Origin of the sequence: Enterobacter cloacae complex sp. P18RS (genome assembly GCF_014982105.1) — a bacterium.
GTDB lineage: Bacteria > Pseudomonadota > Gammaproteobacteria > Enterobacterales > Enterobacteriaceae > Enterobacter > Enterobacter hormaechei_C.
Genome location: NZ_JADCKV010000002.1, coordinates 24173 through 49190 on the forward strand (window position 1 = coordinate 24173; position 25018 = coordinate 49190).

The following is a 25018-nucleotide window of genomic DNA, read 5'->3' on the forward strand; positions in this document are numbered from 1 at the left end:
TATGACGTCTTTGTATCTTGCCTCCGGTTCTCCGCGTCGCCAGGAACTGCTCGCGCAGTTGGGTGTCTCCTTCGAACGCATCGTTACCGGTATCGAAGAAAAACGTGCTGAGGGTGAAAGCGCTCAGCAGTATGTCTCTCGTCTGGCGCGTGAAAAAGCGCAGGCGGGCGTTGCATGCGTGCCGCGTGACTTACCGGTGCTGGGTGCGGATACCATCGTTATTCTCAATGGTGAGGTGCTTGAGAAACCCCGCGACGCAGACCATGCGGCGCGGATGCTGCGTAATATGTCCGGACAAACCCATCAGGTGATGACGGCGGTAGCGCTGGCAGATAGCCAGTACGTTCTGGATTGCCTTGTGGTAACGGAAGTGACGTTCAGAGTCCTCACCGACGAGGAGATCGCCGGCTATATCGCCAGCGGTGAACCTATGGATAAAGCAGGTGCATACGGTATTCAAGGGTTGGGTGGCTGTTTTGTCAGGAAGATAAATGGCAGCTATCACGCCGTAGTCGGCTTACCGCTGGTGGAAACGTATGAGTTGCTGAGCAATTTTAACTCACTGCGTGAGGGAAGGGATAATTATGACGGCTGAATTGTTGGTAAACGTAACGCCATCGGAAACCCGTGTGGCCTACATTGATGGTGGCATTCTCCAGGAAATTCATATTGAGCGTGAAGCGCGACGCGGAATCGTAGGCAATATCTACAAAGGTCGTGTCAGTCGTGTCCTGCCGGGTATGCAGGCGGCTTTTGTAGATATTGGGCTCGATAAGGCGGCGTTTTTACATGCCTCCGATATCATGCCGCACACCGAATGTGTGGCAGGCGAAGAGCAAAAGCAGTTTGCCGTGCGCGACATCTCTGAGCTGGTGCGTCAGGGCCAGGATCTGATGGTACAGGTGGTAAAAGATCCGCTTGGCACCAAAGGCGCGCGTCTGACCACCGACATCACCCTGCCTTCACGCTATCTGGTCTTTATGCCGGGGGCGTCGCACGTCGGCGTGTCACAGCGCATTGAGAGCGAAAGCGAGCGTGAGCGCCTGAAAAAGGTGGTCAGCGCCTACTGCGACGAGCAGGGCGGGTTTATTATCCGTACCGCGGCGGAAGGGATCAGCGAAGAAGATCTGGCCTCGGATGCGGCCTACCTGAAGCGCGTCTGGACCAAAGTGATGGAGCGTAAAAAACGCAACCAGACCCGCTACCGGCTGTACGGTGAGCTGGCGCTCGCTCAGCGCGTATTACGTGATTTCGCCGACGCCCAGCTTGACCGCATCCGCGTGGATTCCCGTCTGACGTACGAAGCCTTACTGGAGTTCACCGCCGAGTACATCCCGGAAATGCCGGGTCTGCTGGAGCATTACACCGGACGCCAGCCAATATTTGACCTCTATGACGTTGAAAACGAAATCCAGCGTGCGCTGGAGCGTAAGGTTGAGCTGAAATCGGGTGGCTATCTGATCATCGATCAAACCGAAGCGATGACCACCGTCGACATCAACACCGGCGCGTTTGTCGGCCATCGCAACCTCGATGACACCATCTTCAACACCAACATAGAAGCGACGCAGGCCATCGCGCGTCAGCTTCGTCTGCGTAATCTGGGCGGCATTATCATCATCGACTTTATCGATATGAACAATGAAGATCACCGCCGTCGCGTGCTGCACTCTCTGGAGCAGGCGCTGAGTAAGGACCGCGTGAAAACCAGCATCAATGGCTTCTCGCAGCTCGGTCTGGTGGAAATGACCCGGAAACGGACCCGCGAAAGCGTGGAACATGTCCTGTGTAATGAGTGTCCAACCTGCCATGGACGCGGAACGGTAAAGACGGTGGAGACGGTCTGCTACGAGATCATGCGTGAGATTGTCCGTGTCCATCATGCCTACGACTCAGACCGTTTTCTGGTCTATGCTTCCCCTGCGGTGGCGGAGGCCCTGAAAGGGGAAGAGTCGCACGCGCTGGCAGAAGTGGAAATCTTTGTCGGCAAACAGGTAAAAGTGCAAATTGAGCCGCTCTATAACCAGGAGCAGTTTGACGTCGTCATGATGTAAACGCAGTTCGCTGCGAGATTTAAGGCTGACAAGGAGAGACGCGTGAGGCGATTGCCGGGGATTTTACTGCTTACAGGGGCAACGCTGGTCGTGATTGTCGCGTTGCTCGTGAGCGGGCTGCGTCTCGCCTTGCCGCATCTGGACAGCTGGCGTCCGCAGATCCTGGCAAAAATCGAATCCGCCACCGGCCTGCCGGTGGACGTGAGTCATATCGAGGCAAGCTGGCAGAACTTTGGCCCGACGCTAGATGCCCGGGATATCAGCGCCGGCCTGAAAGATGGCGGCCACCTCAAAATCAAACGCGTCACCCTGGCGCTGGATATCTGGCAAAGCCTGCTGCATCTGCGCTGGCAGTTTCGCGATCTCACCTTCTGGCAACTTCAGCTGATGACTAACACGCCGCTGCGAAGCGGCGACAGCGATCGGGGGCTGGAAACCAGCCGTATCAGCGATCTGTTCCTGCGGCAGTTCGATCATTTCGATCTGCGCGACAGCGAAGTGAGCTTTATTACTCTTTCCGGCCAGCGCGCTGAGCTGGCGATCCCACAGCTGACCTGGTTAAACGGGAAAGATCGCCACCGCGCCGAGGGGCAGGTGAATCTCTCCAGCCTGAACGGGCAGCACGGCGTTATGCAGGTGCGGATGGATCTGCGTGACGACAATGGCTTGCTGAACAACGGCAGGGTGTGGCTACAGGCGGACGACGTGGACGTGAAGCCGTGGCTAGGTGAGTGGTTACAGCAGAACATGCAGCTGGAGACCGCGCGCTTCAGCCTGGAAGGCTGGATGACCCTGACGAACGGGACGTTCGCCAGCGGCGATATCTGGCTTAAGCAGGGGGGCGCGAGCTGGAAAGGGGAAAACCATCAGCATCAACTTTCCGTCGATAACCTCACCGCACACGTGACGCAGGATAAAGGCGGCTGGCAGTTCGCTATACCGGATACGCGCATCTCCATGGATAACAAACCCTGGCCGCGCGGCGCGCTGACGCTGGCGTGGATGCCGGAGCAGGACGTCGGCGGGATAAACGGTAAACGCAGCGACGAGCTGCGTATCCGCGCCAGTAACCTGGATCTGACGCCGATCGAAGGGCTGCGTTCAATGGCCGCAAAACTCTCCCCGGAGCTGGGCGAAATCTGGCTGGCGACGCAGCCGAGCGGGCAAATAAACCGGCTGGCGTTGGATATTCCGCTCCAGGCTACGGAAAAGACGCGTTTTCAGGCGGCATGGAAAAATCTCGCATGGAAACAGTGGAAACTGCTGCCGGGTGCCGAGCACTTCAGCGGTAAACTGGAAGGAAGCGTGGAAAACGGCAGGCTGACAGCAGAAATGCAGGACGCGAAAATGCCGTACGAAACGGTCTTCCGTGCGCCACTGGAGATCGAAAAGGGAAATGCCACCCTCAACTGGCTGAAGAATGACAAAGGTTTTCAGCTCGATGGCCGCGATATCGATGTGAAAGCCAAAGCGGTACATGCCCGCGGTAATTTCCGTTATCTACAGCCTGAAGGCGATGAGCCGTGGTTGGGTATTCTGGCGGGCATCAGCACGGATGACGGTTCGCAGGCGTGGCGCTACTTCCCGGAAAACCTGATGGGGAAAGCGCTGGTGGACTATCTCAGCGGCGCCATTCAGGGCGGCCAGGCGGATAACGCCACGCTGGTCTACGGCGGCAACCCGCACCTGTTCCCGTATAAGCACAACGAAGGCCAGTTCCAGGTTCTGGTGCCGCTACGCAACGCCACCTATGCCTTCCAGCCGGACTGGCCGGCGCTGAAGAATCTGGATATTGAACTCAACTTCCTGAATGACGGCCTGTGGATGAAGACGGACAGCGTTGCGCTGGGCGGCGTAACGGCAAGCAACCTGACGGCAAACATCCCGGATTACTCCAAAGAGAAACTGCTGATCGATGCGGATATTAAGGGGCCGGGTAAAGCGGTTGGCCCGTACTTTGAAGATACGCCGCTGAATGACTCCCTGGCAGCCACCCTTCAGCAGTTGCAGTTAGATGGCGATGTGAATGCTCGCTTACATCTGGATATCCCGCTGGACGGTGAAATGACCACCGCCAAAGGTGACGTTCGCCTTAATAACAACAGCCTCTATATCAAGCCGCTGGACAGCACGCTGAAAAACCTCAGCGGTCAGTTCAGCTTTGTTAACGGCACGCTGAAAAGTGAGCCGCTGAAAGCGACCTGGTTCAATCAACCCGTCAATATCGATTTCTCCACCACCGAGGGCGATAAAGCCTACCAGGTGGCGGTCAATATGGACGCGAACTGGCAGCCGTCACGCATGGATGTTCTGCCGAAGCCGATTGAAAATGCGGTGGACGGCGCGGTGTCATGGAATGGCAAGGTCGCCATCGACCTGCCTTATCATGCCGGTGCGCGCTATAACGTCGACATTACGGGCGATCTGAAAAACCTCAGCAGCCAACTTCCCGCGCCGCTGAATAAGAAAAGCGGTGAAGCATTGCCCGTCAATGTTAAGGTTGCGGGCAACCTTAACAGCTTCGATTTAACCGGAAACGCTGGTGGAACAAACCACTTCAACAGCCGCTGGCTGCTTAACCGCAAGCTGACGCTGGACAGAGCGATCTGGACGACGGACAGCCGTACCACGCCGCCGCTGCCGGAGCAGGCGGGCGTTGAACTGAATCTCCCGCCGATGGATGGCGCAGAGTGGCTGGCACTGTTCCAGAAAGGTGTCGGGCAAAACGTCGACCAAACGGCGCAGTTCCCACAGTCCATTACCTTGCGCACGCCTGCGCTGACGCTGGGCGGGCAGCAGTGGAACAACCTGAGTATTGTCTCCCGGCCGACGGTAAACGGCTCAAAGGTCGAGGCGCAGGGGCGTGAGATTAACGGTTCGTTGACCATGCGCGATCACGCGCCATGGCAGGCGGCTATCCGTTATCTCTATTACAATCCGACCTTTACGGCGTCTAAAGCACAGTCGACAAGCGCTTCTCCTGTCAGTGGCAGTGGAACGTCGCGCGTGGATTTCAGCGGCTGGCCCGATCTCCAGTTGCGCTGTGCGGAGTGCTGGCTGTGGGGGCAAAAATATGGCCGTATCGACGGTGATTTTGCTATTCAGGGCAATACGCTGAGCCTCTCTGGTGGGCTGGTGGATACCGGCTTTGGCCGCATGACTGCCGCTGGCGAATGGGTGAACAAACCGGGTGAACAGCGCACCTCGCTGAAAGGCGATATTAAAGGCAACAAGCTGGACGCCGCAGCTAACTTCTTCGGCATTAGCACGCCGCTTCGCGGATCGTCCTTCGATGTGAATTACGATCTGCACTGGCGCGCAGCGCCGTGGACACCCGATGAAGCTTCGCTTAACGGCATCCTGAAAACCCACTTCGGTAAGGGGGAGATTGCCGATGTGAGCACGGGGCGCGCCGGGCAGATCCTGCGTCTGCTGAGTTTTGACGCGCTGCTGCGCAAGCTGCGCTTCGACTTTAGCGACACCTTCAGCGAAGGTTTCTACTACGATTCCATTCGCAGCACGGCGTGGATCAAAGACGGCGTTCTGCACACCGACGACACGCTGGTGGACGGCCTGGAAGCGGATATCGCGATGAAAGGGTCAGTGGATCTCGTGCGCCGCGAGCTGGATATGGAAGCCGTGGTGGCGCCGGAGATTTCCGCAAGCGTGGGCGTTGCGGCAGCCTTTGTGGTCAATCCGATCGTCGGGGCGGCGGTGTTTGCGGCCAGTAAAGTGCTGGGACCGCTCTGGAGCAAAGTCTCGATTCTGCGCTATCGCATCACCGGGCCGGTTGATAAACCACAGATTAATGAGGTGCTGCGCCAGCCGCGCAAAGAAGCACAGCAATGATTTGACGTGGGCAGGTAATTGCCTCACTCTCAATAAATACGATCTTTATACCGCCACTGGCGGCAACGAACGAGTAGCAATAGATGAGTCTGAACCTGGTAAGTGAACATTTGCTCGCAGCGAACGGCCTGAGCCATCAGGACCTGTTCTCCATTCTTGGTCAACTGACCGAACGCCGCCTCGACTACGGCGATCTCTATTTCCAGTCGAGCTATCACGAATCCTGGGTTTTAGAAGACAGCATCATTAAAGATGGCTCTTATAACATTGACCAGGGCGTCGGCGTGCGCGCCGTCAGCGGCGAAAAAACCGGTTTTGCCTATGCAGACCAGATAAGCCTGGCCGCGCTGGAGCAGAGCGCGCAGGCGGCGCGAACCATTGTGCGCGATACGGGCGACGGACGGGTGAAAACGCTGGGTGAAGTGCAGCACGCTGCGCTCTATACCAGCATCGACCCGCTGCAAAGCATGAGCCGCGAAGAGAAGCTGGACATCCTTCGTCGCGTGGACAAAGTGGCTCGCGCGGCGGATAAACGCGTGCAGGAAGTCTCTGCCAGCCTGACCGGTGTTTATGAACTGATCCTGGTGGCGGCGACGGACGGTACCCTGGCGGCGGATGTTCGCCCGCTGGTGCGTCTCTCTATCAGCGTGCAGGTTGAAGACGACGGCAAGCGCGAGCGCGGCTCCAGCGGTGGCGGTGGTCGTTTTGGTTATGACTGGTTCCTGGGTGATGTCGACGGCGAAGCCCGCGCGGATGCATGGGCAAAAGAAGCCGTGCGCATGGCGCTGGTCAACCTGTCTGCCGTGGCTGCACCCGCCGGTACGTTGCCGGTGGTACTGGGCGCAGGCTGGCCGGGCGTGCTGCTGCACGAAGCGGTCGGTCACGGCCTGGAAGGTGATTTCAACCGTCGCGGGACGTCCGTATTCAGCGGTCAGATGGGGCAGCTTGTCTCCTCAGAGCTGTGTACCGTGGTGGATGATGGCACCATGCTCGACCGTCGCGGCTCGATTTCTATCGACGATGAAGGTACGCCGGGTCAGTACAACGTGCTGATCGAAAACGGCGTACTGAAAGGCTACATGCAGGACAAGCTTAACGCGCGCCTGATGGGCGTTGCGCCGACGGGTAACGGCCGTCGCGAATCCTACGCACATCTGCCGATGCCGCGCATGACCAATACTTACATGCTGCCGGGCCAGTCCACGCCGCAGGAGATTATCGAATCCGTTGATTACGGTATCTTCGCGCCAAACTTTGGCGGCGGTCAGGTGGATATCACCTCCGGCAAATTTGTCTTCTCTACCTCAGAGGCGTATCTGATTGAGAAGGGCAAAGTGACCAAAGCGGTGAAGGGCGCAACCCTGATTGGCTCCGGCATTGAGGCCATGCAGCAGATTTCCATGGTCGGTAACGACCTGAAACTGGATAACGGCGTGGGCGTTTGCGGCAAAGAGGGCCAGAGCCTGCCTGTGGGCGTCGGTCAGCCTACGTTGAAAGTGGATAATCTGACGGTGGGCGGCACGGCGTAAATTTTCCCCCGCACTCTAACCCTCTCCCCAACGGGGAGAGGGGAAAAGCCTACTCTTTCCTTCTACCTCGCATGCCCTGAAACAGCTCCGCCACTTCCACAAAATAGTCCGTCAGATAGTTAATACAGACCTGCACCTTCAGCGGCAGCTTGTCCTTTTCGGTATAGAGCGCGTACACCGGACGCGGATCGGACTGGTAGCGCGGGAAGAGGATCTCCAGCACGCCGCTGTTGATCTCGTTGATCACCCACATCAGCGGTACGTAGGCGATCCCGGCCCCGGCCACCAGCCAGCGTGAGATGGTCATCGGATCGTTGGTCACGAAGCGGCCTTCAGGCAGCAGTTTAGTGGAAAGCCCTTCCGGCGCGATCAGTTCAAATTCGTTATCTGGCCGAACGCTGTATTCCAGCCACGAGTGGTTGCTCAGGTCGGCAGGTTTTTCCGGCACGCCATACTGTGCCAGATAGCTTTTCGAAGCGCAGACCACCATCGGCATGCTGCCCAGTCGACGCGAGAACAGGCTCGAGTCCTGCAACGCGCCAACGCGGATCACCACGTCTAACCCATCGGCAATCAGGTCCGGTGCCGGAATGCCCGTTACCAGATTAACGGTTAAACCGGGATACTCTTTAAGCATTTCCGCCGTCATGGCAGCGAGAACATTTTGTGCCATAGTTGAAGAACAACCGATACGCAGCGTGCCGATAGGCGTGTTGTTAAAGGCATAGAGCTGCTCGTGAACATCCTGCACCTCATGCAGCATTCGACGGCAGCCCTGATAGTAAATTTTACCCGCTTCCGTCAGCCCGATGCTGCGGGTGCTGCGGTTGAGCAGCTTCACCTGGAGCTCATCTTCCAGTTTTGACACTGTCTGGCTAATGGATGAGACGCTCATTTGTAGCTGACGTGCTGCGGCGGTAAAAGAGCCTTGCTCAACCACTTTCGCAAAGACGGACATGCGTTTTAGACGTTCCATTATTCACTCTGGCTTAAAAGTGATTTAGATCACATATGATAGATAACAGCATAACAGTTACGTTAATATATTATTAATTACATAACGGCTGCGCCACTCTCGCCCGGCAATTCTTGCTCTCCTGCGGCGGCGCGAGCTTAAAAATCCAGTAACCTGCACTCTCTTTAATCAAGGTCAACATGAGTCTGTTTCCCGTTATCGTGGTGTTCGGTTTGTCGTTCCCACCGATATTTTTCGAGCTTCTTTTATCACTGGCGATCTTCTGGCTGGTGCGCAAGGTGCTGGTCCCTACCGGGATTTATGATTTCGTCTGGCATCCTGCATTGTTCAATACCGCGCTGTATTGCTGCCTGTTCTATTTAATATCGCGCATGTTTGTCTGAGGTTGATGTGAAAACGCTAACAAGAAAAATCTCCCGCACTGCCATCACTATGGCGCTGGTCATCCTGGCGTTCATCGCTATTTTTCGCGCTTGGGTTTATTACACCGAATCCCCGTGGACGCGCGATGCGCGTTTCAGCGCGGAGGTGGTCGCGATAGCGCCCGATGTCGCCGGTCTCATTACGGCGGTCAACGTCCACGATAACCAACTGGTGAAAAAAGATCAGGTGCTGTTCACCATCGACCAGCCGCGCTATCAAAAAGCGCTGGAAGAAGCGGAAGCCGACGTGGCGTATTACAACGCGCTGGCCGCTGAAAAACGCCGTGAAGCAGGTCGCCGTAACAAGCTGGGCATCCAGGCTATGTCCCGGGAAGAGATTGACCAGTCTAATAACGTGCTGCAAACCGTGCTGCATCAGCTGGCAAAAGCGCAGGCGACGCGCGATCTGGCGAAGCTCGATCTGGAACGTACCGTTATCCGCGCGCCGTCCGATGGCTGGGTGACCAACCTCAACGTCTATGCGGGTGAGTTTATCACGCGCGGCTCAACTGCCGTGGCGCTGGTGAAACAGAACTCCTTCTACGTCCTCGCCTATATGGAAGAGACCAAGCTGGAAGGCGTGCGTCCGGGCTATCGCGCCGAAATCACGCCGCTCGGCAGCAACCGGGTCCTGAAGGGAACCGTGGACAGCGTGGCCGCGGGGGTGACCAACTCCAGCAGTACCAATGATACAAAAGGGATGGCGACCGTCGATTCTAACCTCGAGTGGGTTCGCCTGGCGCAGCGCGTACCGGTACGCATTCGTCTGGATGAGCAGCAGAGCAACCTCTGGCCCGCAGGCACCACCGCGACGGTGGTGATCACGGGTGAAAAAGACCGTGATGCCAGCCAGGATTCTATCTTCCGTCAAATCGCCCATCGCCTGCGCGAGTTTGGTTGATCGCTATGGGCATTTTTTCCATCGCCAGCCAGCACATCCGCTTCGCCGTGAAGCTGGCATGCGCCATTGTGCTGGCGCTGTTTGTTGGCTTCCATTTCCAGCTTGAAACGCCGCGCTGGGCCGTTCTGACCGCCGCGATCGTCGCCGCCGGTCCAGCCTTCGCGGCGGGTGGCGAACCTTACTCCGGGGCAATTCGCTATCGCGGGATGCTGCGTATTATCGGCACCTTTATCGGCTGTATCGCCGCCCTGACCATTATCATCCTGATGATCCGCACGCCGCTGCTGATGCTGATTGTGTGCTGTATCTGGGCGGGTTTTTGCACCTGGGTCTCTTCGCTGGTGAAGGTGGAGAACTCGTACGCCTGGGGTCTGGCGGGATATACCGCGCTGATTATTATCATCACCATTCAGAGTGAACCGCTGCTTGCTCCGCAGTTCGCCGTCGAACGTTGTAGCGAGATTGTCATTGGTATCGTCTGCGCGATTGTCGCAGATCTGCTCTTCTCTCCGCGATCCATCAAGCAGGAAGTCGATCGTGAGCTGGACGCGCTGATTGTTGCTCAGTACCAGCTTATGCAGCTGTGCATTAAGCACGGCGACAGCGAAGAGGTCGACAAGGCCTGGAGCGCGCTGGTGCGCCGCACGCAGGCGCTGGAAGGGATGCGCAGTAATCTCAACATGGAGTCTTCCCGCTGGGAGCGGGCCAATCGTCGTCTGAAAGCGATCAATACCGTCTCGCTAACGCTGATCACCCAGGCGTGTGAAACCTACCTGATTCAGAACACCCGCCCCGAAGTGGTAACGGATACTTTCCGCGAACTGTTTGATGAGCCCGTGGAGACGGTGCAGGACGTGCATCGACAGCTCAAACGCATGCGTCGTGTGATTGCCTGGACAGGAGAACGGGATACGCCAGTCACCATTTATACCTGGGTTGGCGCCGCAACGCGCTACCTGCTCCTGAAACGCGGCGTGATTAGCAACACCAAAATCAGTGCGGCGGAAGAAGAGGTGTTACAGGGCGAAGTGGTGATCAAACCGGAGTCCGCCGAGCGCCACCATGCGATGGTTAACTTCTGGCGTACCACCCTGGCCTGTATACTCGGCACGCTGTTCTGGCTGTGGACCGGCTGGACGTCCGGCAGCGGCGCGATGGTGATGATTGCCGTCGTCACCGCGCTGGCGATGCGTCTGCCCAACCCGCGCATGGTCGCGATCGATTTTCTGTACGGCACCATTGCGGCGTTACCCATTGGTGCGCTCTACTTCCTGGTGATTATTCCCTCGACGCAGCAAAGCATGCTTTTGCTCTGCATCAGCCTGGCGGTGATGGCGTTCTTTATCGGGATTGAGGTACAAAAACGCCGTCTGGGATCGTTGGGTGCGCTGGCGAGCACGATTAACATCATCGTGCTGGATAACCCGATGACCTTCCATTTCAGCCAGTTCCTGGATAGCGCATTAGGTCAGCTGGTGGGCTGTTTCCTGGCGATGATGGTGATCCTGCTGGTGCGGGATAACTCTCAGGCGCGGACAGGGCGTGTGCTGCTGAATCAGTTTGTGTCGGCCGCCGTATCGTCATTGACTACCAACACCGCGCGGCGTAAGGAGAACCACCTGCCGGCGCTCTATCAACAGCTGTTCCTGTTGCTGAATAAATTCCCGGGCGATGTCGCCCGCTTCCGCCTGGCGTTAACCATGATTATCGCGCACCAGCGTCTGCGGAACGCGCCAGTGCCGATCAACGACGATTTGTCCGCCTACCACCGCCAGCTACGGCGAACGGCGGACCATGTGATATCGGCATCCAGTGATGACAAACGTCGCCGCTACTTTAAGCAACTGCTGGAGGAACTGGATATCTACCAGGAGAAACTGCGGATCTGGGAAGCGCCGCCGCAGGTTACCGAGCCGGTAGAGCGGCTGGTGTTTATGCTGCACCGCTACCAGAATGCGCTGACAGACAGCTAACGAAGAGAAAACCGACGCCAAAAGCGTCGGTTTTTTTGTGGCTATACTTATTCTTGCAGGTTCAAACATTCAGGAAGGGAGGACACATGACAACCCAGGCTCTTCAGGACAGTATCCTTTTTCAGACCGGGTATCTGGTTAACGGTATCTGGAAAACACTCGACACCACGTTTGATGTGCTAAACCCGGCCACGGGTGAGGTGGTCGCGAAAGTGGCGAAAGCAGGGAAAGCCGAAACCGAAGAGGCCATTGCGGCCGCGACGAAGGCCTTTCCCGCATGGCGCGCAAAAACGGCAAAAGAGCGTTCCGCGATCCTCTATCGCTGGTATGAACTGATTATCGAGAACAAAAGCTGGCTCGGGCGGCTGATGACTACCGAGCAGGGCAAGCCGCTGAAAGAGGCTGAGGGTGAGGTGGACTACGCTGCCAGCTTCATTCAGTGGTTTGCCGAGCAGGCCAAGCGCGCCAACGGTGAAATCATTCCTCCGGTTAAACCCGGCTCCCGTATTCTGGCCACTCGTGAACCTGTCGGGGTGGTTGCTGCTATCACGCCATGGAATTTCCCGATGGCCATGCTCACCCGTAAGCTCGGTCCGGCGCTGGCAGCAGGATGTACCGGCGTCATCAAGCCTGCAAACAACACGCCGCTGAGCGCCTTTGCGCTGCTGACGCTGGCGAAGCAGGCCGGTGTGCCGGATGGTGTGCTGAATGCGGTCGCGGGGAGCACCTCAGAAATTAGTGACGCCATTATGGCCAGCCATGACGTGCGCAAAATCTCGTTTACCGGATCAACCGCCGTCGGGAAAACGCTGGTTCGCAATTCCGCAGAGACCATGAAAAAGGTATCGATGGAGCTAGGCGGTAATGCGCCATATATCGTTTTCGAGGACGCGGATATTGAGGCCGCCGTCAAAGGCGCGATCGCCAATAAGTTCCGTAACGCCGGGCAGGTCTGCGTCAGCGTAAACCGTTTCTATATTCAGGAGACGGTCTATGACAAGTTTGTCAATCAACTTGCCGATGCGGTGAAGGCGCTGAAGGTGGGTAACGGTCTGGACGAGGGCGTCGTTGTCGGCCCGCTGATTGAGCCTTCGGCTGTCGAAAAAGTCCGTGAGCACGTCGAAGATGCGGTAGCGAAGGGCGCCACGGTGCTGGCTGGGGGTAAACCGCACGAACTTGGCGGCAACTTCTGGATGCCAACCGTACTCGGTGACTGCCATGAAGGCATGAAGCTGGCAGAAGAGGAGACCTTTGGTCCCGTTGCCGCCTGCTTCCGCTTCACGTCGGAAGACGAAGTGGTTATGCGCGCTAACAATACGCCTTACGGGCTGGCAGCCTACTTTTATACCCAGAATCTCTCGCGCGTGTTCCGCGTCTCGCAGGCCATTGAGAGCGGCATGATCGGAATTAATGAATGTGCGGTCTCGACCGAGCTGGGTCCGTTTGGGGGCGTAAAAGAGTCCGGGCTGGGCCGCGAAGGGTCCGTGCTGGGGCTGGAGGAGTTTCTGGAAGTCAAAACCCTGCATATCGGGGGATTATAATAGACAGGGCGGCATTTGCCGCCCGCCTGTACCGGGTGGCTGGCAATGAAAATTTATACCTTTGATTTTGACGAAATTGAGAGTCAGGAAGACTTCTATCGCGAGTTTATTCGGGCGTTCGACCTGGAGCGGGGCAGCGTAAGCAATCTTGATATGCTGTGGGATGTGGTTACCGGCGATCGTCTGCCGTTACCGCTGGAAATCGAATTTACCCATCTGCCTGAAAAACTACGCAGACGCTTTGGTGCATTGATTTTATTGTTTGATGAAGCGGAGGAGGAGCTGGAAGGGCAACTGCGTTTCAACGTGCGCCAGTGATAAAAAAGCCCCTGACCGGGAGGTCAGGGGCAAGTCGTATGATGAGATACGACGAGGGTTTATTTGTACAGTTCTGCGGTAGCGTGCCAGTGGTCGCCACTGCGCGCTTCGATGATGCGATAGGATGACGCACCCTGTTCTTCCGCTTTTTTGTTCAGCATTTCGTGCATGTCCATCGGAGACGTACCGATGGCGCCAACAGAAACAGTCCCGATAGCCTGACGGGATTGTGCCTGTTCAGCATTGATGGTGTCGGCTGCAAACGCACCGAATGACAGGACTGACAGTACGCTCAGGGCAGCTACAGTGGTTTTAATTTTCATGATTATTTACCTCGTCAATTATTTTACTGGGGTCTTTGTTCTGTGACCCTCATCACAAAATCAAGTATACACTAATCACGCAAAAAATTAATACCAGACTAATGGTTTCGTCTGTTATTACGCGTTAAAAAATTCATTTTTTATAACGAGAATGCATAAAAAAGGGCGTCACAATGCGAGGTTTGTGGTTTTTTCTTATGTAAATCAAAGGGGTATGGTAATTTGATTTTTTGTGCGATTTTGCGGCAGATCATTCACTGAATGAATGTTAACAGGCGGTAAAAAGCACTATTTGCAAAAGTAGCAGGCAGAGAAAAGCAGGGTAAAACGCGGTAAAAGCAGAATGATCCCCGCAGCCAGGCGCTACGGGGCAGACAATTACAGCTCCTGTTCGAACAGGACCAGAATCGCTTCGTAGAGGTCTTTCACCGAGAAACCATTTGCCGGGGTGGTAAAAATGGTGTCATCACCAGCGATAGTTCCGAGGATCCCCTCTGCTTTACCCAGCGAGTCCAGCAGGCGGGCAATCAGCTGGGCTGCGCCCGGGCTGGTGTGGATCACGACCACGGCATCGTTGTAGTCGATGTCCAGAACCAGGTTTTTCAGCGGGCTGGAGGTCGTTGGCACGCCAAGTTCAGCAGGCAGGCAATAAACCATTTCCATTTTGGCGTTGCGCGTACGCACCGCACCAAACTTGGTTAACATGCGAGAGACCTTCGACTGGTTGATGTTGTCGAAGCCTTGTTCCTGCAACGCCTGAACAATTTCTCCCTGAGAACTGAATTTCTCTTCTTTGAGTAGCGCTTTAAACGCCTTCACTAATTCTTCTTGCTTAGACGAGCTTCGCATAAGTCACCCGGAATATGACGATAGAAACAACATTATTATGCATGTGGATGAATTTTTATGCAAATTATCTACCTGGCACCAGGCTGAAATAATGTTATGAAAGGGAGAGATTTTATCAGATTTCGTTATCGGAAAACATGCCTGGGTCACGCCGCGCAAATAAGCTTAAAAGTAAATTAAATGTTATCAAAATGATGTTGTTTTGGTGGCGTGGCAGGGTGTATTGTAACCCCCTCTTAATTCGTTGTTGCCTGCATCCCGATAGTATTCAGGTGAAGGCGAAAGACGTGCGACCTCAAATTCTTTAGCGATGAAAATTGTAATTAATGACGTGCTGAATTATGGTCGCCGCAACGGAGTTACAGATACTTAAGTTAACCATAATAAGGAGTTTAGGATGAAAGTCGCAGTCCTCGGCGCTGCTGGTGGTATCGGCCAGGCGCTTGCCCTACTACTGAAAACCCAACTGCCTTCAGGCTCAGAACTCTCCCTGTACGATATTGCTCCGGTAACCCCAGGTGTGGCGGTTGACCTGAGCCACATCCCGACAGCTGTGAAAATCAAAGGCTTCTCCGGTGAAGATGCGCGTCCTGCGTTGCAGGGTGCCGACGTGGTGCTGATCTCCGCGGGTGTTGCGCGTAAACCGGGTATGGATCGTTCAGACCTGTTCAACGTCAACGCGGGCATCGTGAAAAACCTGGTTCAGCAGATTGCTGAAACCTGCCCGAAAGCGTGCATCGGGATCATCACCAACCCGGTGAACACCACCGTTGCTATCGCAGCAGAAGTGCTGAAGAAAGCGGGCGTTTACGACAAGAACAAACTGTTCGGCGTAACTACGCTGGATATCATCCGCTCCAATACCTTCGTGGCTGAGCTGAAAGGCAAGCAGCCAACGGAAGTGGAAGTGCCGGTTATCGGCGGTCATTCTGGCGTGACCATCCTGCCTCTGCTGTCGCAGATCCCGGGCGTGAGCTTCACCGAGCAGGAAGTGGCTGACCTGACCAAACGTATTCAGAACGCAGGCACCGAAGTGGTGGAAGCGAAGGCGGGTGGCGGTTCTGCAACCCTGTCTATGGGCCAGGCGGCGGCACGTTTCGGCCTGTCTCTGGTTCGCGCGTTGCAGGGCGAAAAAGGCGTTGTTGAATGCGCCTATGTTGAAGGCGACGGTGAACACGCGCGCTTCTTCTCTCAGCCGCTGCTGCTGGGTAAAAACGGTGTTGAAGAGCGTAAGTCTATCGGCACGCTGAGCGCGTTTGAGCAAAACGCGATGGAAGGCATGCTGGATACGCTGAAGAAAGACATTACGCTGGGCGAAGAGTTCGTTAACAAGTGATCTTATCCCGGTAAAAAAAACGGAGCGTTAAGCTCCGTTTTTTTATGCCCGTCAGTTAGTGGCCGGGTATTCCTGGATGGTGACCTGAATCGTCAGCTTCTTGTCATTACGCATGACTTCAACAGGGATGATGGAGCCCGGGCGAATCTCAGCCACCTGGTCCATGGTTTCCAGCGCAGAGACCGCTGGCGTACCGTTGACGGAAAGGATAACGTCGTTCACCTGGATACCTGCGTTGGCCGCCGGGCCGCCAGGCGCCACTTCGTTGACCACAATCCCCTGGATCTGATCGATACCACCGCCCTGCGTATGCATCGGCGCGATTTCACGCCCGCCAATACCGATGTAGCCACGGATCACGCGGCCATCACGGATCAGCTTGTCCATGATCTTGGTCGCCAGCTGGAACGGAATGGCAAAGCCAATCCCTTCCGGCGTTTCGCCGTCGTTGCTCTTGTCGAAGGAGAGGGTGTTAATGCCCATCAGTTCGCCCAGAGAGTTCACCAGCGCACCGCCGGAGTTACCGTGGTTGATCGAGGCATCGGTTTGCAGGAAGTTCTGCCGCCCTGACGGGTTCAGGCCGATACGACCGGTCGCGCTGATGATCCCCTGAGTGATGGTCTGGCCCAGGTTGTACGGGTTACCGATCGCCAGCACCACATCGCCGATGTGCGGCGTGCGTTTGCGATTAATCGGGATTGTCGGCAGACCGCCCGTGGCGTTGATCTTCAGCACCGCCAGGTCGGTAAGGCTGTCCGACCCCACCAGCAGGGCTTCAAACACGCGGCCATCCTGTAAGGCGACGATAATCTGGTCGGCATCGTTAATGACGTGTTTATTGGTGATGATGTAGCCCCGGTCATCCATGATCACACCGGAACCGAGCGTGCGGATCTCCAGCTGGTTATGAGCGGAACTGTTAAGCCCGCGGTTATAGACGTTAACCACGGCGGGGGCGGCACGGCGTACCGCCTGATTGTACGTCGCAGGCGTTTCATCCGTGCTGTCGAACTGAGGAGCCGACAGTTTGTTGAACTGGCGTAAAGATGGCATAGCCACCAGCAGCAGACCGGCAACGATCAAACCAATGACAATTGAACGAAAGAGCTTTAAAAGCATGATGCGTGTGTCGTTAAAAAAGGAACGGTTTGCAGCATAACATGAGTTATCCGGACATCACACGCAGCGGCGATGTCCGGAGTCGCAAATGGTTAACGCAGTAAAATGTAGAGGGTGTCGTTGCCACGGATAATTTGCAGGGCAATGACCGCCGGTTTACTCTCCAGCACCTTACGCATTTCGGCAATAGACTGCACGCGAGTGCGGTTCACGCCCACGATCACGTCGTCCTGATGTAAACCTGCCTGCGCGGCCGGGCTGCTCTTCTCAACGGTAGTGACGGTAATGCCTTTCGTGCCGTTTTTAAGCTGACCGTCGCTCAGCGTAGCGCCCTGTAGAGCAGGGGAGATCTGTTCTGCGCTGGCGGAAGAGGAGGTGCTCTTGTCCAGCGTCACTTCCACGGTCAGCGGTTTGCCCTCACGGATCAGGCCCAGCTTCACTTTAGCGCCCGGCTCCGTGGTGGCAATACGTGACCGTAATTCAGCGAAGCTGCTCAGCGGTTTATCGTTCAGGCTGACAATAATGTCGCCGGATTTCACGCCCGCTTTTGCAGAGCCTGAGTTGGGCAGCACTTCGCTGACAAACGCCCCGCGCTGGACGTTGAGCTTAAAGGCTTTGGCGATATCGGCGCTCATCTCCATGCCTTTGATGCCCAGCAGACCGCGCTTAACCTCGCCAAACTGAATCAGCTGTTGAGATAGGGTTTTCGCCATGTTACTCGGAATGGCAAAACCAATCCCGATGCTGCCGCCGCCTGGCGCGAGGATAGCGGTGTTGATGCCGATCAGCTCGCCGTTCAGATTAAGCAGCGCACCGCCGGAGTTGCCCCGGTTGATGGAGGCATCGGTCTGGATGAAGTTTTCCAGCCCTTCGAGATTCAGGCCGCTGCGCCCCAGGGCGGAGACAATCCCGGAGGTGGCGGTCTGGCCTAAACCGAACGGGTTACCGACCGCGACGGCAAAATCACCGACGCGCAGCTTATCGGAATCTGCAATGGCGATCTGGGTCAGGTTGCTGGGGTTTTGCACCTGTAGCAGGGCGATATCACTCTGATCGTCACCGCCGATCAGTTTGGCGTCAAACTCCCGACCATCGTTCAGCTGAACGCTGATTTTATCGGCCTGGCTGATCACGTGGTTATTGGTCAGGATATAGCCCTTAGCCGCGTCGATAATCACCCCTGAGCCCAGGCCTTCAAACGGCTGAGCCTGCTGATCCGGCGCGTCTTCGCCAAAATATTTCTTCAGCTCTTCAGGAATACGCTGGCTTTGGCGTGCCGTCCCTTCCACCTGAACGCTGACTACCGCAGGCAGGACTTTTTCAAGCATCGGCGCAAGGCTGGGAATGGCTTCTTGTCCAGGCACCTGCGAAGGCAGTGCCGCACTGGCGGGGAAGGACGCCGAGAGAGATAACCCGACACTTAACGCTAAGGCGCTCAACAGCTGGTTTTTTTTCTTCATTGATGCTGACTCTCGTATCCTGGAATGAAAAAGAACGGCCCCAAAAACATCTTGATGTTATTGAATTTTCAACCGCTGAACAATGAGGTGTTTGACTAAATAATAGCTGGGGACGGGAAGAAAGGATGGGCGCATAAGGTGCGCCCGTAAAATTTATTCAGGTTGTGCGATTAATCGCGTTTTACGCCACCGCGCAGCAGGCCGGACGCGCCGTCTGAATAGTCGCGTGGCATCTGAACCGGAGCCTGATCGTTACCGGCTTCAGAATCAGCCAGACGATTGCGGAAGGGGTTGGTCTCCGCGGTCATTTCCGGCAGCAGGCTGCTGGAGCTTTTCGCCATGTGCTGGTAGAGCTGGCGATAATCTGTCGCCATGTTGTCCAGCAGCTCAGCGCTACGGGCAAAGTGGCTGACCAGCTCTTCGCGATATTCTTCCAGTTCGGCTTTGTTCTTTTCCAGTTCGTATTGCAGTGACTGCTGCTGACGCAATTTGCGGTTACCGAAACGCATGGCCACAGCACCAATGATGATGCCGACGACTAAACCGATTAGCGCATATTCCCAGGTCATGAACTTCTCCCGTTGTCTTGTTGTTCCGTAGGGTGTTGGCTCGGCTCCTGCCTGTGCCTGATTATGCCACTATAACCGCTATTTCCGCAGAAGTGGAATCCTGACGTATCATCGCGTAGTGTAGAACGGCCTTTTTTTCATCAGCCACGCGCGCTGGTGAGGTTTAACTAAAGGAATAACAACAACATCATGCAAAACCTGTCCCCTTCATCGCGTTACCAACTGGCCCTGAGCGAGGGCACACACCAGCCGGATGATGTCCAGCATGAAGCGGTTAACCGCCTGGACACGATTTATCAGGAACTTCTGGCGAAACCCGCCGATGCGGTGCAGAGCAGTGGGCTGAAGGCGGCATTCGGCCGTTTACTGGGCAAAAAAGAGCCCACGGTAAACGCACCGGTTCGTGGCTTATATATGTGGGGCGGCGTTGGGCGGGGTAAGACCTGGCTGATGGACATGTTCTACCAGAGCCTGCCCGGCACGCGTAAGCAGCGCCTGCACTTTCACCGTTTTATGCTGCGGGTCCATGAAGAGCTGACGGCGCTCCAGGGCGAAACCGACCCGCTGGACATTGTGGCCGATCGCTTTAAGGCGGAAACGGACGTGCTCTGCTTCGACGAGTTCTTTGTTTCCGATATTACGGATGCCATGCTGTTGGGGGGCCTCATGAAAGCGCTGTTTGCGCGTGGGATCACTCTGGTGGCGACCTCCAATATCCCGCCGGATGAGCTTTATCGCAATGGTCTCCAGCGGGCGCGTTTCCTGCCGGCCATTGATGCTATCAAACAGCACTGCGACATCATGAACGTCGATGCCGGCGTCGATTATCGACTGCGCACATTAACGCAGGCACACCTGTGGCTTTCGCCGTTGAACGCCGACACAGCCCGCGAGATGGATAAACTGTGGCTGGCGCTGGCGGGAGCACCGCGGGGTAACGCGCCAGCGCTGGAGATTAATCATCGTCCGTTGCCGACGCTTGGCGTAGAAAACCAGACGCTGGCCGTCTCGTTTGCAACGCTCTGCGTGGACGCCCGCAGCCAGCATGACTACATTGCACTTTCGCGTCTGTTCCATACCGTTATGTTGTGGGATGTGCCCGTTATGACCCCACTCATGGAGAGCGAAGCGCGCCGCTTCATCGCGCTGGTAGATGAGTTTTACGAGCGCCACGTTAAGCTGGTGGTCAGCGCCGAGGTGCCTTTATATGAGGTTTATCAGGGCGAGCGCCTGAAGTTTGAGTTCCAGCGCTGCCTGTCGCGCCTGCAAGAGATGCAGAGCGAAGAGTACCTCAAGCGTGAGCATATGCCGTAATAAATGCTCCCCTCTCCCCGTGGGAGAGGGGCTGGGGGTGAGGGCACCAGACCGCACAATACCTGACCCCGAAAAACCCATTCCAAATCACATTTAAGGGTCGATCTTTGACCTCAACTTCTCTATAATCTTGCGACCCCACGTTACGAGAAGGTTTTTTTCCCGAAACTTTCTATGTGTCGGCATGTGCTATTCGAAGGGGTAGGTTTGCCGGACTTTGTCGTGTGAACCTCAACTGACTAAACGTTTGGGTGTTCACCAACGTGTAACTTATTATTTGGGTAAGCTTTTAATGAAAACTTTTACAGCTAAACCAGAAACCGTACAGCGCGACTGGTATGTTGTTGACGCGACCGGTAAAACTCTGGGCCGTCTGGCTACTGAACTGGCTCGTCGCCTGCGCGGTAAGCATAAAGCGGAATACACTCCGCACGTTGATACCGGTGATTACATCATCGTTCTGAACGCTGACAAAGTTGCTGTTACCGGCAACAAGCGTACTGACAAAATGTACTACCACCACACCGGCCACATCGGTGGTATCAAAGAAGCGACCTTTGAAGAGATGATTGCCCGCCGTCCTGAGCGTGTGATTGAAATCGCGGTTAAAGGCATGCTGCCAAAAGGCCCGCTGGGTCGTGCTATGTTCCGTAAACTGAAAGTTTACGCAGGCAACGAGCACAACCACGCGGCACAGCAACCGCAAGTTCTTGACATCTAATCGGGATTATAGGCAATGGCTGAAAATCAATACTACGGCACTGGTCGCCGCAAAAGTTCCGCAGCTCGCGTTTTCATCAAACCGGGCAGTGGTAAAATCGTAATCAACCAGCGTTCTCTGGAACAATACTTCGGTCGCGAAACTGCCCGCATGGTAGTTCGCCAGCCGCTGGAACTGGTTGATATGGTAGAAAAACTGGATCTGTACATCACCGTTAAAGGTGGTGGTATCTCCGGTCAGGCAGGTGCGATCCGTCACGGTATCACCCGCGCGCTGATGGAGTACGACGAATCCCTGCGTTCTGAACTGCGTAAAGCTGGCTTCGTTACTCGTGACGCTCGTCAGGTTGAACGTAAGAAAGTGGGTCTGCGTAAAGCACGTCGTCGTCCACAGTTCTCCAAACGTTAATCCATTCTGCTTATGCAGAACGATTGGCGAAAAACCCGCTTCGGCGGGTTTTTTTATGGATAATGCGCAGGTTATCCACAGTAACATTTCATATATCTTCTCTTTTTCCACATTTCCGGAATCCCCTCACCACAAAGCCATCAAAATCTGGTAAACTATCATCCAATTTTCTGCCCAAATATCGGTGAATACTCGATTTTTGTTCGATTCTTGAACAATGTGTCTTCTCTGGGATGGGCGATACATCATCTGGCTGGCCCCGTTGGGCTGGTAGCAGTAAAAATTCTGAATATACCTGGAGGTTTTCATGGCTGTCGCTGCCAACAAACGTTCGGTAATGACGCTGTTTTCTGGTCCTACTGACATTTATAGCCATCAGGTTCGTATCGTGCTGGCCGAGAAGGGTGTCAGTTTTGAGATCGAGCATGTGGAAAAGGATAACCCGCCTCAGGATCTGATCGATCTCAACCCGAGCCAAAGCGTACCGACGCTGGTGGATCGCGAGCTGACCCTGTGGGAATCCCGTATCATTATGGAATACCTGGATGAGCGTTTCCCGCATCCGCCGCTGATGCCTGTTTATCCTGTTGCGCGTGGTGAAAGCCGCCTGTACATGCAGCGTATCGAGAAAGACTGGTACTCGCTGATGAACGTTATCGTCAACGGTTCCTCTTCTGAAGCGGATGCTGCACGTAAACAGCTGCGTGAAGAGCTGCTGGCGATTGCGCCGGTATTTGGTCAAAAGCCTTTCTTCCTGAGCGACGAGTTCAGCCTGGTGGATTGCTACCTGGCTCCGTTGCTGTGGCGTCTGCCAACCCTGGGCGTAGAGTTCAGCGGCCCTGGCGCGAAAGAGCTGAAAGGCTATATGACTCGCGTCTTTGAACGCGACTCTTTCCTGGCATCTTTAACTGAACCGGAACGTGAAATGCGTCTCGGCCGAGGCTAATGACTGTGGAAATGTCACAACTTTCACCACGCCGTCCGTATCTGCTGCGCGCCTTCTATGAATGGCTGCTGGATAACCAGCTCACGCCGCACCTGGTTGTGGATGTGACGTTGCCGGGCGTGCTGGTTCCAATGGAATACGCGCGCGACGGACAGATTGTACTGAATATTGCGCCACGCGCAGTGGGTAACCTGGAGCTGGCGAACGACGAAGTGCGCTTTAATGCGCGCTTCGGCGGCGTGCCGCGTCAGGTTTCCGTGCCGCTGGCAGCTGTGCTGGCTATCTACGCCCGTGAAAACGGTGCGGGCACCATGTTTGAGCCGGAAGCGGCTTATGATGAAGAGGTTGCCAGCCTGAATGATGATGAGGCATCCGATGAACGCGAAAGCGACACGGTAATGTCTGTCATCGATGGCGATAAACCCGATCATAATGACGACACCGATCCGGATGACGAGCCACCACCACGCGGTGGTCGTCCCGCACTGCGCGTTGTGAAATAAACAAACAGGCCCGACGGGCCTGTTTTGCTTTCCGTCCCTTTTCGCCCCCTCTAATTTCCTGTGTTATGATGAACTGTTTTCCTTCAATGGCACCGGACTGCAATGAAACCGACTGATCTTAAAGCTGAAAACTCTGATGAAACCATTGGTCGCAGCCTGCGCCGTCGGCCGCTGGCGCGCAAAAAACTGTCTGATATGGTGGAAGAAGAGCTGGAGCAGATGATCCGTCGGAAGGAATTTGCCCAGGGAGAGCAGTTACCCTCCGAGCGTGAACTGATGGAGTTCTTCAATGTGGGTCGCCCCTCGGTGCGCGAAGCGCTGGCGGCGCTAAAGCGTAAAGGGCTGGTGCAGATTAACAACGGTGAACGTGCCCGCGTAACCATGCCGTCTGCCGATACCATCATCAGTGAATTGTCGGGAATGGCGAAAGACTTTCTGACCCAGCCCGACGGTATTGCCCATTTCGAGCAGCTTCGTCTGTTCTTTGAATCCAGCCTCGTTCGTTATGCCGCAGAATACGCCACTGACGATCAGATTGCGCAGCTCACGAAAGCCCTGGAGATCAACAGCCAGTCCCTGGATGACAACACGCTATTTATTCGTTCCGATGTCGATTTTCACCGCGTGCTGGCGGAGATCCCCGGTAATCCGATCTTCAATGCGATCCACGTTGCGCTGCTAGACTGGTTAATTGCGGCGCGTCCTAAAGTACCGGACGCAGAGCTTTATCAGCATAATGAAGTCAGCTATCGCCAGCATATCGCAATTGTGGATGCGATCCGCCGCCGGGATCCGGATGAAGCGGATCGGGCGTTGCAAACTCACCTTAACAGCGTCTCCGCCACCTGGCACGCTTTCGGCCAGCATTCAAAAGCCAAAAAATAACGATCCTTTAGTGAAGCAGATCGCAATATAAGCGTTCTGTATTCTACTGCTGCTTAATTGATCTGGTATAACAGGTATAAAGGTATGTCGTTATAATAAACACACGATCGATTGAGGTAACTATGGCAACGCAATTACGCGGCGTAATGGCCGCACTCCTGACCCCGTTTAACTCTGAGCAGATGCTGGATAAAGAAAGCCTGCGCCGTCTGGTGCGGTTCAATATTGAACAGGGTATCGATGGGCTGTACGTCGGCGGTTCAACGGGAGAGGCCTTTGTACAGAGCCTTTCGGAACGAGAGCAGGTGATGGAGATTGTGGCGGAAGAGGCGAAGGGGAAAATCACGCTCATCGCCCATGTTGGCTGCGTCAGCACGGCGGAAAGCCAGCAGTTAGCCATGGCCGCCGCCCGCCTCGGTTTTGACGCTGTATCCGCCGTCACACCGTTTTACTATCCCTTTAGCTTTGAAGAACATTGCGATCATTACCGTGCAATTATTGATTCGGCGGATGGTCTGCCGATGGTGGTCTATAACATTCCGGCGTTAAGCGGCGTGAAGTTAAGCCTGGATCAGATCAACACGCTGGTAACGCTCCCCGGCGTCGGCGCGCTGAAGCAAACCTCCGGCGATCTCTTCCAGATGGAGCAGATCCGTCGCGAACATCCGGATCTGGTGCTCTACAACGGCTATGACGAGATCTTCGCCTCCGGCCTGCTGGCCGGCGCGGACGGGGGGATCGGCAGCACCTACAACATTATGGGCTGGCGCTACCAGGCGATCGCTAAAGCGGTTCGTGAAGGGGATAACGCCACCGCACAGCGCCTGCAAAGCGAATGCAACACGGTGATCGATCTGCTGATTAAAGCCGGGGTGTTCCGTGGTCTGAAAACGGTTCTGCACTATATGGACGTGGTATCCGTGCCGCTGTGCCGTAAGCCGTTTGCCCCTGTGGATGAAAAATTCGTGCCAGCGCTGAAAGCGCTGGCGGAGCAGCTAATGGCGGAAAAACGCTAACACAGC

Annotated in this window: 23 protein-coding genes; 17 read left to right on the forward strand and 6 right to left on the reverse strand. The window is 55.5% G+C overall.

Features of this window, described 5'->3' with window-relative positions; genetic code table 11:
- The first annotated feature begins 1 nt into the window (after position 1).
- The 4 genes from INF61_RS00235 to tldD all read left to right on the forward strand — a co-directional run bounded on the left by INF61_RS00235 (position 2) and on the right by tldD (position 7432).
- Complete coding sequence (locus INF61_RS00235; protein WP_003860403.1) at positions 2–595, forward strand: nucleoside triphosphate pyrophosphatase; 594 nt, start codon at positions 2–4, stop codon at positions 593–595.
- Positions 585–2054, forward strand: a complete 1470-nt coding sequence (gene rng / locus INF61_RS00240; RefSeq protein WP_003860405.1) for a ribonuclease G — start codon at positions 585–587, stop codon at positions 2052–2054. Before INF61_RS00235 ends, rng begins: the two co-directional genes overlap by 11 nt.
- A gap of 42 nt (positions 2055–2096) precedes the next feature.
- Positions 2097–5903: an AsmA2 domain-containing protein YhdP gene (gene yhdP, locus INF61_RS00245; protein ID WP_193547435.1), complete on the forward strand. Its 3807-nt coding sequence runs from the start codon at positions 2097–2099 to the stop codon at positions 5901–5903.
- Positions 5904–5986: 83 nt separating this feature from the next.
- Positions 5987–7432 (forward strand): metalloprotease TldD, encoded by a 1446-nt coding sequence (gene tldD / locus INF61_RS00250; RefSeq protein WP_017382710.1) that lies wholly within the window; start codon positions 5987–5989, stop codon positions 7430–7432.
- Between the two features lie 49 nt (positions 7433–7481).
- Here tldD and aaeR read toward each other — a convergent pair whose 3' ends face one another.
- The gene (gene aaeR, locus INF61_RS00255) at positions 7482–8408 is read right to left on the reverse strand and encodes an HTH-type transcriptional activator AaeR (protein ID WP_003860415.1); all 927 of its coding nucleotides are present in this window, start codon (positions 8406–8408) and stop codon (positions 7482–7484) included.
- A 179-nt stretch (positions 8409–8587) separates the two neighbouring features.
- Here aaeR and aaeX point away from each other — a divergent pair, with 179 nt between their 5' ends.
- The 5 genes from aaeX to INF61_RS00280 all read left to right on the forward strand — a co-directional run bounded on the left by aaeX (position 8588) and on the right by INF61_RS00280 (position 13563).
- Positions 8588–8791, forward strand: coding sequence for a p-hydroxybenzoic acid efflux pump operon protein AaeX (gene aaeX / locus INF61_RS00260; protein WP_003860416.1), 204 nt, complete (start codon positions 8588–8590; stop codon positions 8789–8791).
- Between the two features lie 7 nt (positions 8792–8798).
- Complete coding sequence (aaeA, locus tag INF61_RS00265; protein ID WP_017382713.1) at positions 8799–9731, forward strand: p-hydroxybenzoic acid efflux pump subunit AaeA; 933 nt, start codon at positions 8799–8801, stop codon at positions 9729–9731.
- Positions 9732–9736: 5 nt separating this feature from the next.
- Complete coding sequence (gene aaeB, locus INF61_RS00270) at positions 9737–11704, forward strand: p-hydroxybenzoic acid efflux pump subunit AaeB (RefSeq protein ID WP_015572008.1); 1968 nt, start codon at positions 9737–9739, stop codon at positions 11702–11704.
- A gap of 86 nt (positions 11705–11790) precedes the next feature.
- On the forward strand, positions 11791–13245 hold the full coding sequence (locus INF61_RS00275; protein WP_022649558.1) for an NAD-dependent succinate-semialdehyde dehydrogenase: 1455 nt from the start codon (positions 11791–11793) through the stop codon (positions 13243–13245).
- A gap of 45 nt (positions 13246–13290) precedes the next feature.
- The gene (locus INF61_RS00280) at positions 13291–13563 is read left to right on the forward strand and encodes a barstar family protein (RefSeq protein ID WP_003860424.1); all 273 of its coding nucleotides are present in this window, start codon (positions 13291–13293) and stop codon (positions 13561–13563) included.
- Positions 13564–13622: 59 nt separating this feature from the next.
- Here INF61_RS00280 and yhcN read toward each other — a convergent pair whose 3' ends face one another.
- Both yhcN and argR read right to left on the reverse strand, forming a co-directional pair.
- On the reverse strand, positions 13623–13886 hold the full coding sequence (gene yhcN / locus INF61_RS00285; RefSeq protein WP_006812160.1) for a peroxide/acid stress response protein YhcN: 264 nt from the start codon (positions 13884–13886) through the stop codon (positions 13623–13625).
- A 378-nt stretch (positions 13887–14264) separates the two neighbouring features.
- Positions 14265–14735, reverse strand: coding sequence for a transcriptional regulator ArgR (gene argR, locus INF61_RS00290; protein ID WP_003860428.1), 471 nt, complete (start codon positions 14733–14735; stop codon positions 14265–14267).
- A gap of 397 nt (positions 14736–15132) precedes the next feature.
- On the opposite strand from argR, the gene mdh reads away from it, so the two are divergent.
- The gene (mdh, locus tag INF61_RS00295) at positions 15133–16071 is read left to right on the forward strand and encodes a malate dehydrogenase (RefSeq protein ID WP_003860429.1); all 939 of its coding nucleotides are present in this window, start codon (positions 15133–15135) and stop codon (positions 16069–16071) included.
- A gap of 51 nt (positions 16072–16122) precedes the next feature.
- Here mdh and degS read toward each other — a convergent pair whose 3' ends face one another.
- From degS to zapG, 3 genes are all read right to left on the reverse strand, one after another.
- Positions 16123–17190 carry an outer membrane-stress sensor serine endopeptidase DegS gene (gene degS / locus INF61_RS00300; RefSeq protein ID WP_003860430.1) on the reverse strand — a complete coding sequence of 356 codons (1068 nt, stop codon included), beginning with the start codon at positions 17188–17190 and terminating at the stop codon, positions 16123–16125.
- 92 nt (positions 17191–17282) lie between these two features.
- Complete coding sequence (gene degQ, locus INF61_RS00305) at positions 17283–18650, reverse strand: serine endoprotease DegQ (protein WP_015572006.1); 1368 nt, start codon at positions 18648–18650, stop codon at positions 17283–17285.
- Positions 18651–18820: 170 nt separating this feature from the next.
- Positions 18821–19219: a Z-ring associated protein ZapG gene (gene zapG / locus INF61_RS00310; RefSeq protein ID WP_003860432.1), complete on the reverse strand. Its 399-nt coding sequence runs from the start codon at positions 19217–19219 to the stop codon at positions 18821–18823.
- 189 nt (positions 19220–19408) lie between these two features.
- Between zapG and zapE the strand changes: the two genes are divergently transcribed.
- The 7 genes from zapE (at position 19409) to nanA (ending at position 25012) form a co-directional block, all read left to right on the forward strand.
- Positions 19409–20533 carry a cell division protein ZapE gene (zapE, locus tag INF61_RS00315; protein ID WP_193547436.1) on the forward strand — a complete coding sequence of 375 codons (1125 nt, stop codon included), beginning with the start codon at positions 19409–19411 and terminating at the stop codon, positions 20531–20533.
- A 292-nt stretch (positions 20534–20825) separates the two neighbouring features.
- Positions 20826–21254, forward strand: coding sequence for a 50S ribosomal protein L13 (gene rplM / locus INF61_RS00320; RefSeq protein WP_003860434.1), 429 nt, complete (start codon positions 20826–20828; stop codon positions 21252–21254).
- A gap of 15 nt (positions 21255–21269) precedes the next feature.
- Complete coding sequence (gene rpsI / locus INF61_RS00325) at positions 21270–21662, forward strand: 30S ribosomal protein S9 (protein ID WP_003860436.1); 393 nt, start codon at positions 21270–21272, stop codon at positions 21660–21662.
- A gap of 307 nt (positions 21663–21969) precedes the next feature.
- Positions 21970–22608 carry a stringent starvation protein SspA gene (sspA, locus tag INF61_RS00330; RefSeq protein ID WP_003860438.1) on the forward strand — a complete coding sequence of 213 codons (639 nt, stop codon included), beginning with the start codon at positions 21970–21972 and terminating at the stop codon, positions 22606–22608.
- Between the two features lie 5 nt (positions 22609–22613).
- The gene (sspB, locus tag INF61_RS00335) at positions 22614–23111 is read left to right on the forward strand and encodes a ClpXP protease specificity-enhancing factor (protein ID WP_026080566.1); all 498 of its coding nucleotides are present in this window, start codon (positions 22614–22616) and stop codon (positions 23109–23111) included.
- Between the two features lie 102 nt (positions 23112–23213).
- Positions 23214–23996, forward strand: coding sequence for a transcriptional regulator NanR (gene nanR / locus INF61_RS00340; RefSeq protein WP_047732305.1), 783 nt, complete (start codon positions 23214–23216; stop codon positions 23994–23996).
- A 122-nt stretch (positions 23997–24118) separates the two neighbouring features.
- Positions 24119–25012, forward strand: coding sequence for an N-acetylneuraminate lyase (nanA, locus tag INF61_RS00345; RefSeq protein ID WP_047726732.1), 894 nt, complete (start codon positions 24119–24121; stop codon positions 25010–25012).
- Positions 25013–25018 lie beyond the last annotated feature (6 nt).

Bases quoted from the DNA above. Each gene is read 5' to 3' on its own strand.
- rpsI (WP_003860436.1), top strand. From the start codon at position 21,270: ATGGCTGAAAATCAATACTACGGCACTGGTCGCCGCAAAAGTTCCGCA.
- aaeR (WP_003860415.1), bottom strand. From the start codon at position 8,408: ATGGAACGTCTAAAACGCATGTCCGTCTTTGCGAAAGTGGTTGAGCAA.
- mdh (WP_003860429.1), top strand. From the start codon at position 15,133: ATGAAAGTCGCAGTCCTCGGCGCTGCTGGTGGTATCGGCCAGGCGCTT.
- degS (WP_003860430.1), bottom strand. From the start codon at position 17,190: ATGCTTTTAAAGCTCTTTCGTTCAATTGTCATTGGTTTGATCGTTGCC.
- sspA (WP_003860438.1), top strand. From the start codon at position 21,970: ATGGCTGTCGCTGCCAACAAACGTTCGGTAATGACGCTGTTTTCTGGT.
- nanR (WP_047732305.1), top strand. From the start codon at position 23,214: ATGAAACCGACTGATCTTAAAGCTGAAAACTCTGATGAAACCATTGGT.
- rng (WP_003860405.1), top strand. From the start codon at position 585: ATGACGGCTGAATTGTTGGTAAACGTAACGCCATCGGAAACCCGTGTG.
- aaeB (WP_015572008.1), top strand. From the start codon at position 9,737: ATGGGCATTTTTTCCATCGCCAGCCAGCACATCCGCTTCGCCGTGAAG.
- yhcN (WP_006812160.1), bottom strand. From the start codon at position 13,886: ATGAAAATTAAAACCACTGTAGCTGCCCTGAGCGTACTGTCAGTCCTG.
- degQ (WP_015572006.1), bottom strand. From the start codon at position 18,650: ATGAAGAAAAAAAACCAGCTGTTGAGCGCCTTAGCGTTAAGTGTCGGG.
- zapG (WP_003860432.1), bottom strand. From the start codon at position 19,219: ATGACCTGGGAATATGCGCTAATCGGTTTAGTCGTCGGCATCATCATT.
- rplM (WP_003860434.1), top strand. From the start codon at position 20,826: ATGAAAACTTTTACAGCTAAACCAGAAACCGTACAGCGCGACTGGTAT.
- INF61_RS00280 (WP_003860424.1), top strand. From the start codon at position 13,291: ATGAAAATTTATACCTTTGATTTTGACGAAATTGAGAGTCAGGAAGAC.
- tldD (WP_017382710.1), top strand. From the start codon at position 5,987: ATGAGTCTGAACCTGGTAAGTGAACATTTGCTCGCAGCGAACGGCCTG.
- aaeX (WP_003860416.1), top strand. From the start codon at position 8,588: ATGAGTCTGTTTCCCGTTATCGTGGTGTTCGGTTTGTCGTTCCCACCG.
- INF61_RS00235 (WP_003860403.1), top strand. From the start codon at position 2: ATGACGTCTTTGTATCTTGCCTCCGGTTCTCCGCGTCGCCAGGAACTG.
- INF61_RS00275 (WP_022649558.1), top strand. From the start codon at position 11,791: ATGACAACCCAGGCTCTTCAGGACAGTATCCTTTTTCAGACCGGGTAT.
- nanA (WP_047726732.1), top strand. From the start codon at position 24,119: ATGGCAACGCAATTACGCGGCGTAATGGCCGCACTCCTGACCCCGTTT.
- zapE (WP_193547436.1), top strand. From the start codon at position 19,409: ATGCAAAACCTGTCCCCTTCATCGCGTTACCAACTGGCCCTGAGCGAG.
- argR (WP_003860428.1), bottom strand. From the start codon at position 14,735: ATGCGAAGCTCGTCTAAGCAAGAAGAATTAGTGAAGGCGTTTAAAGCG.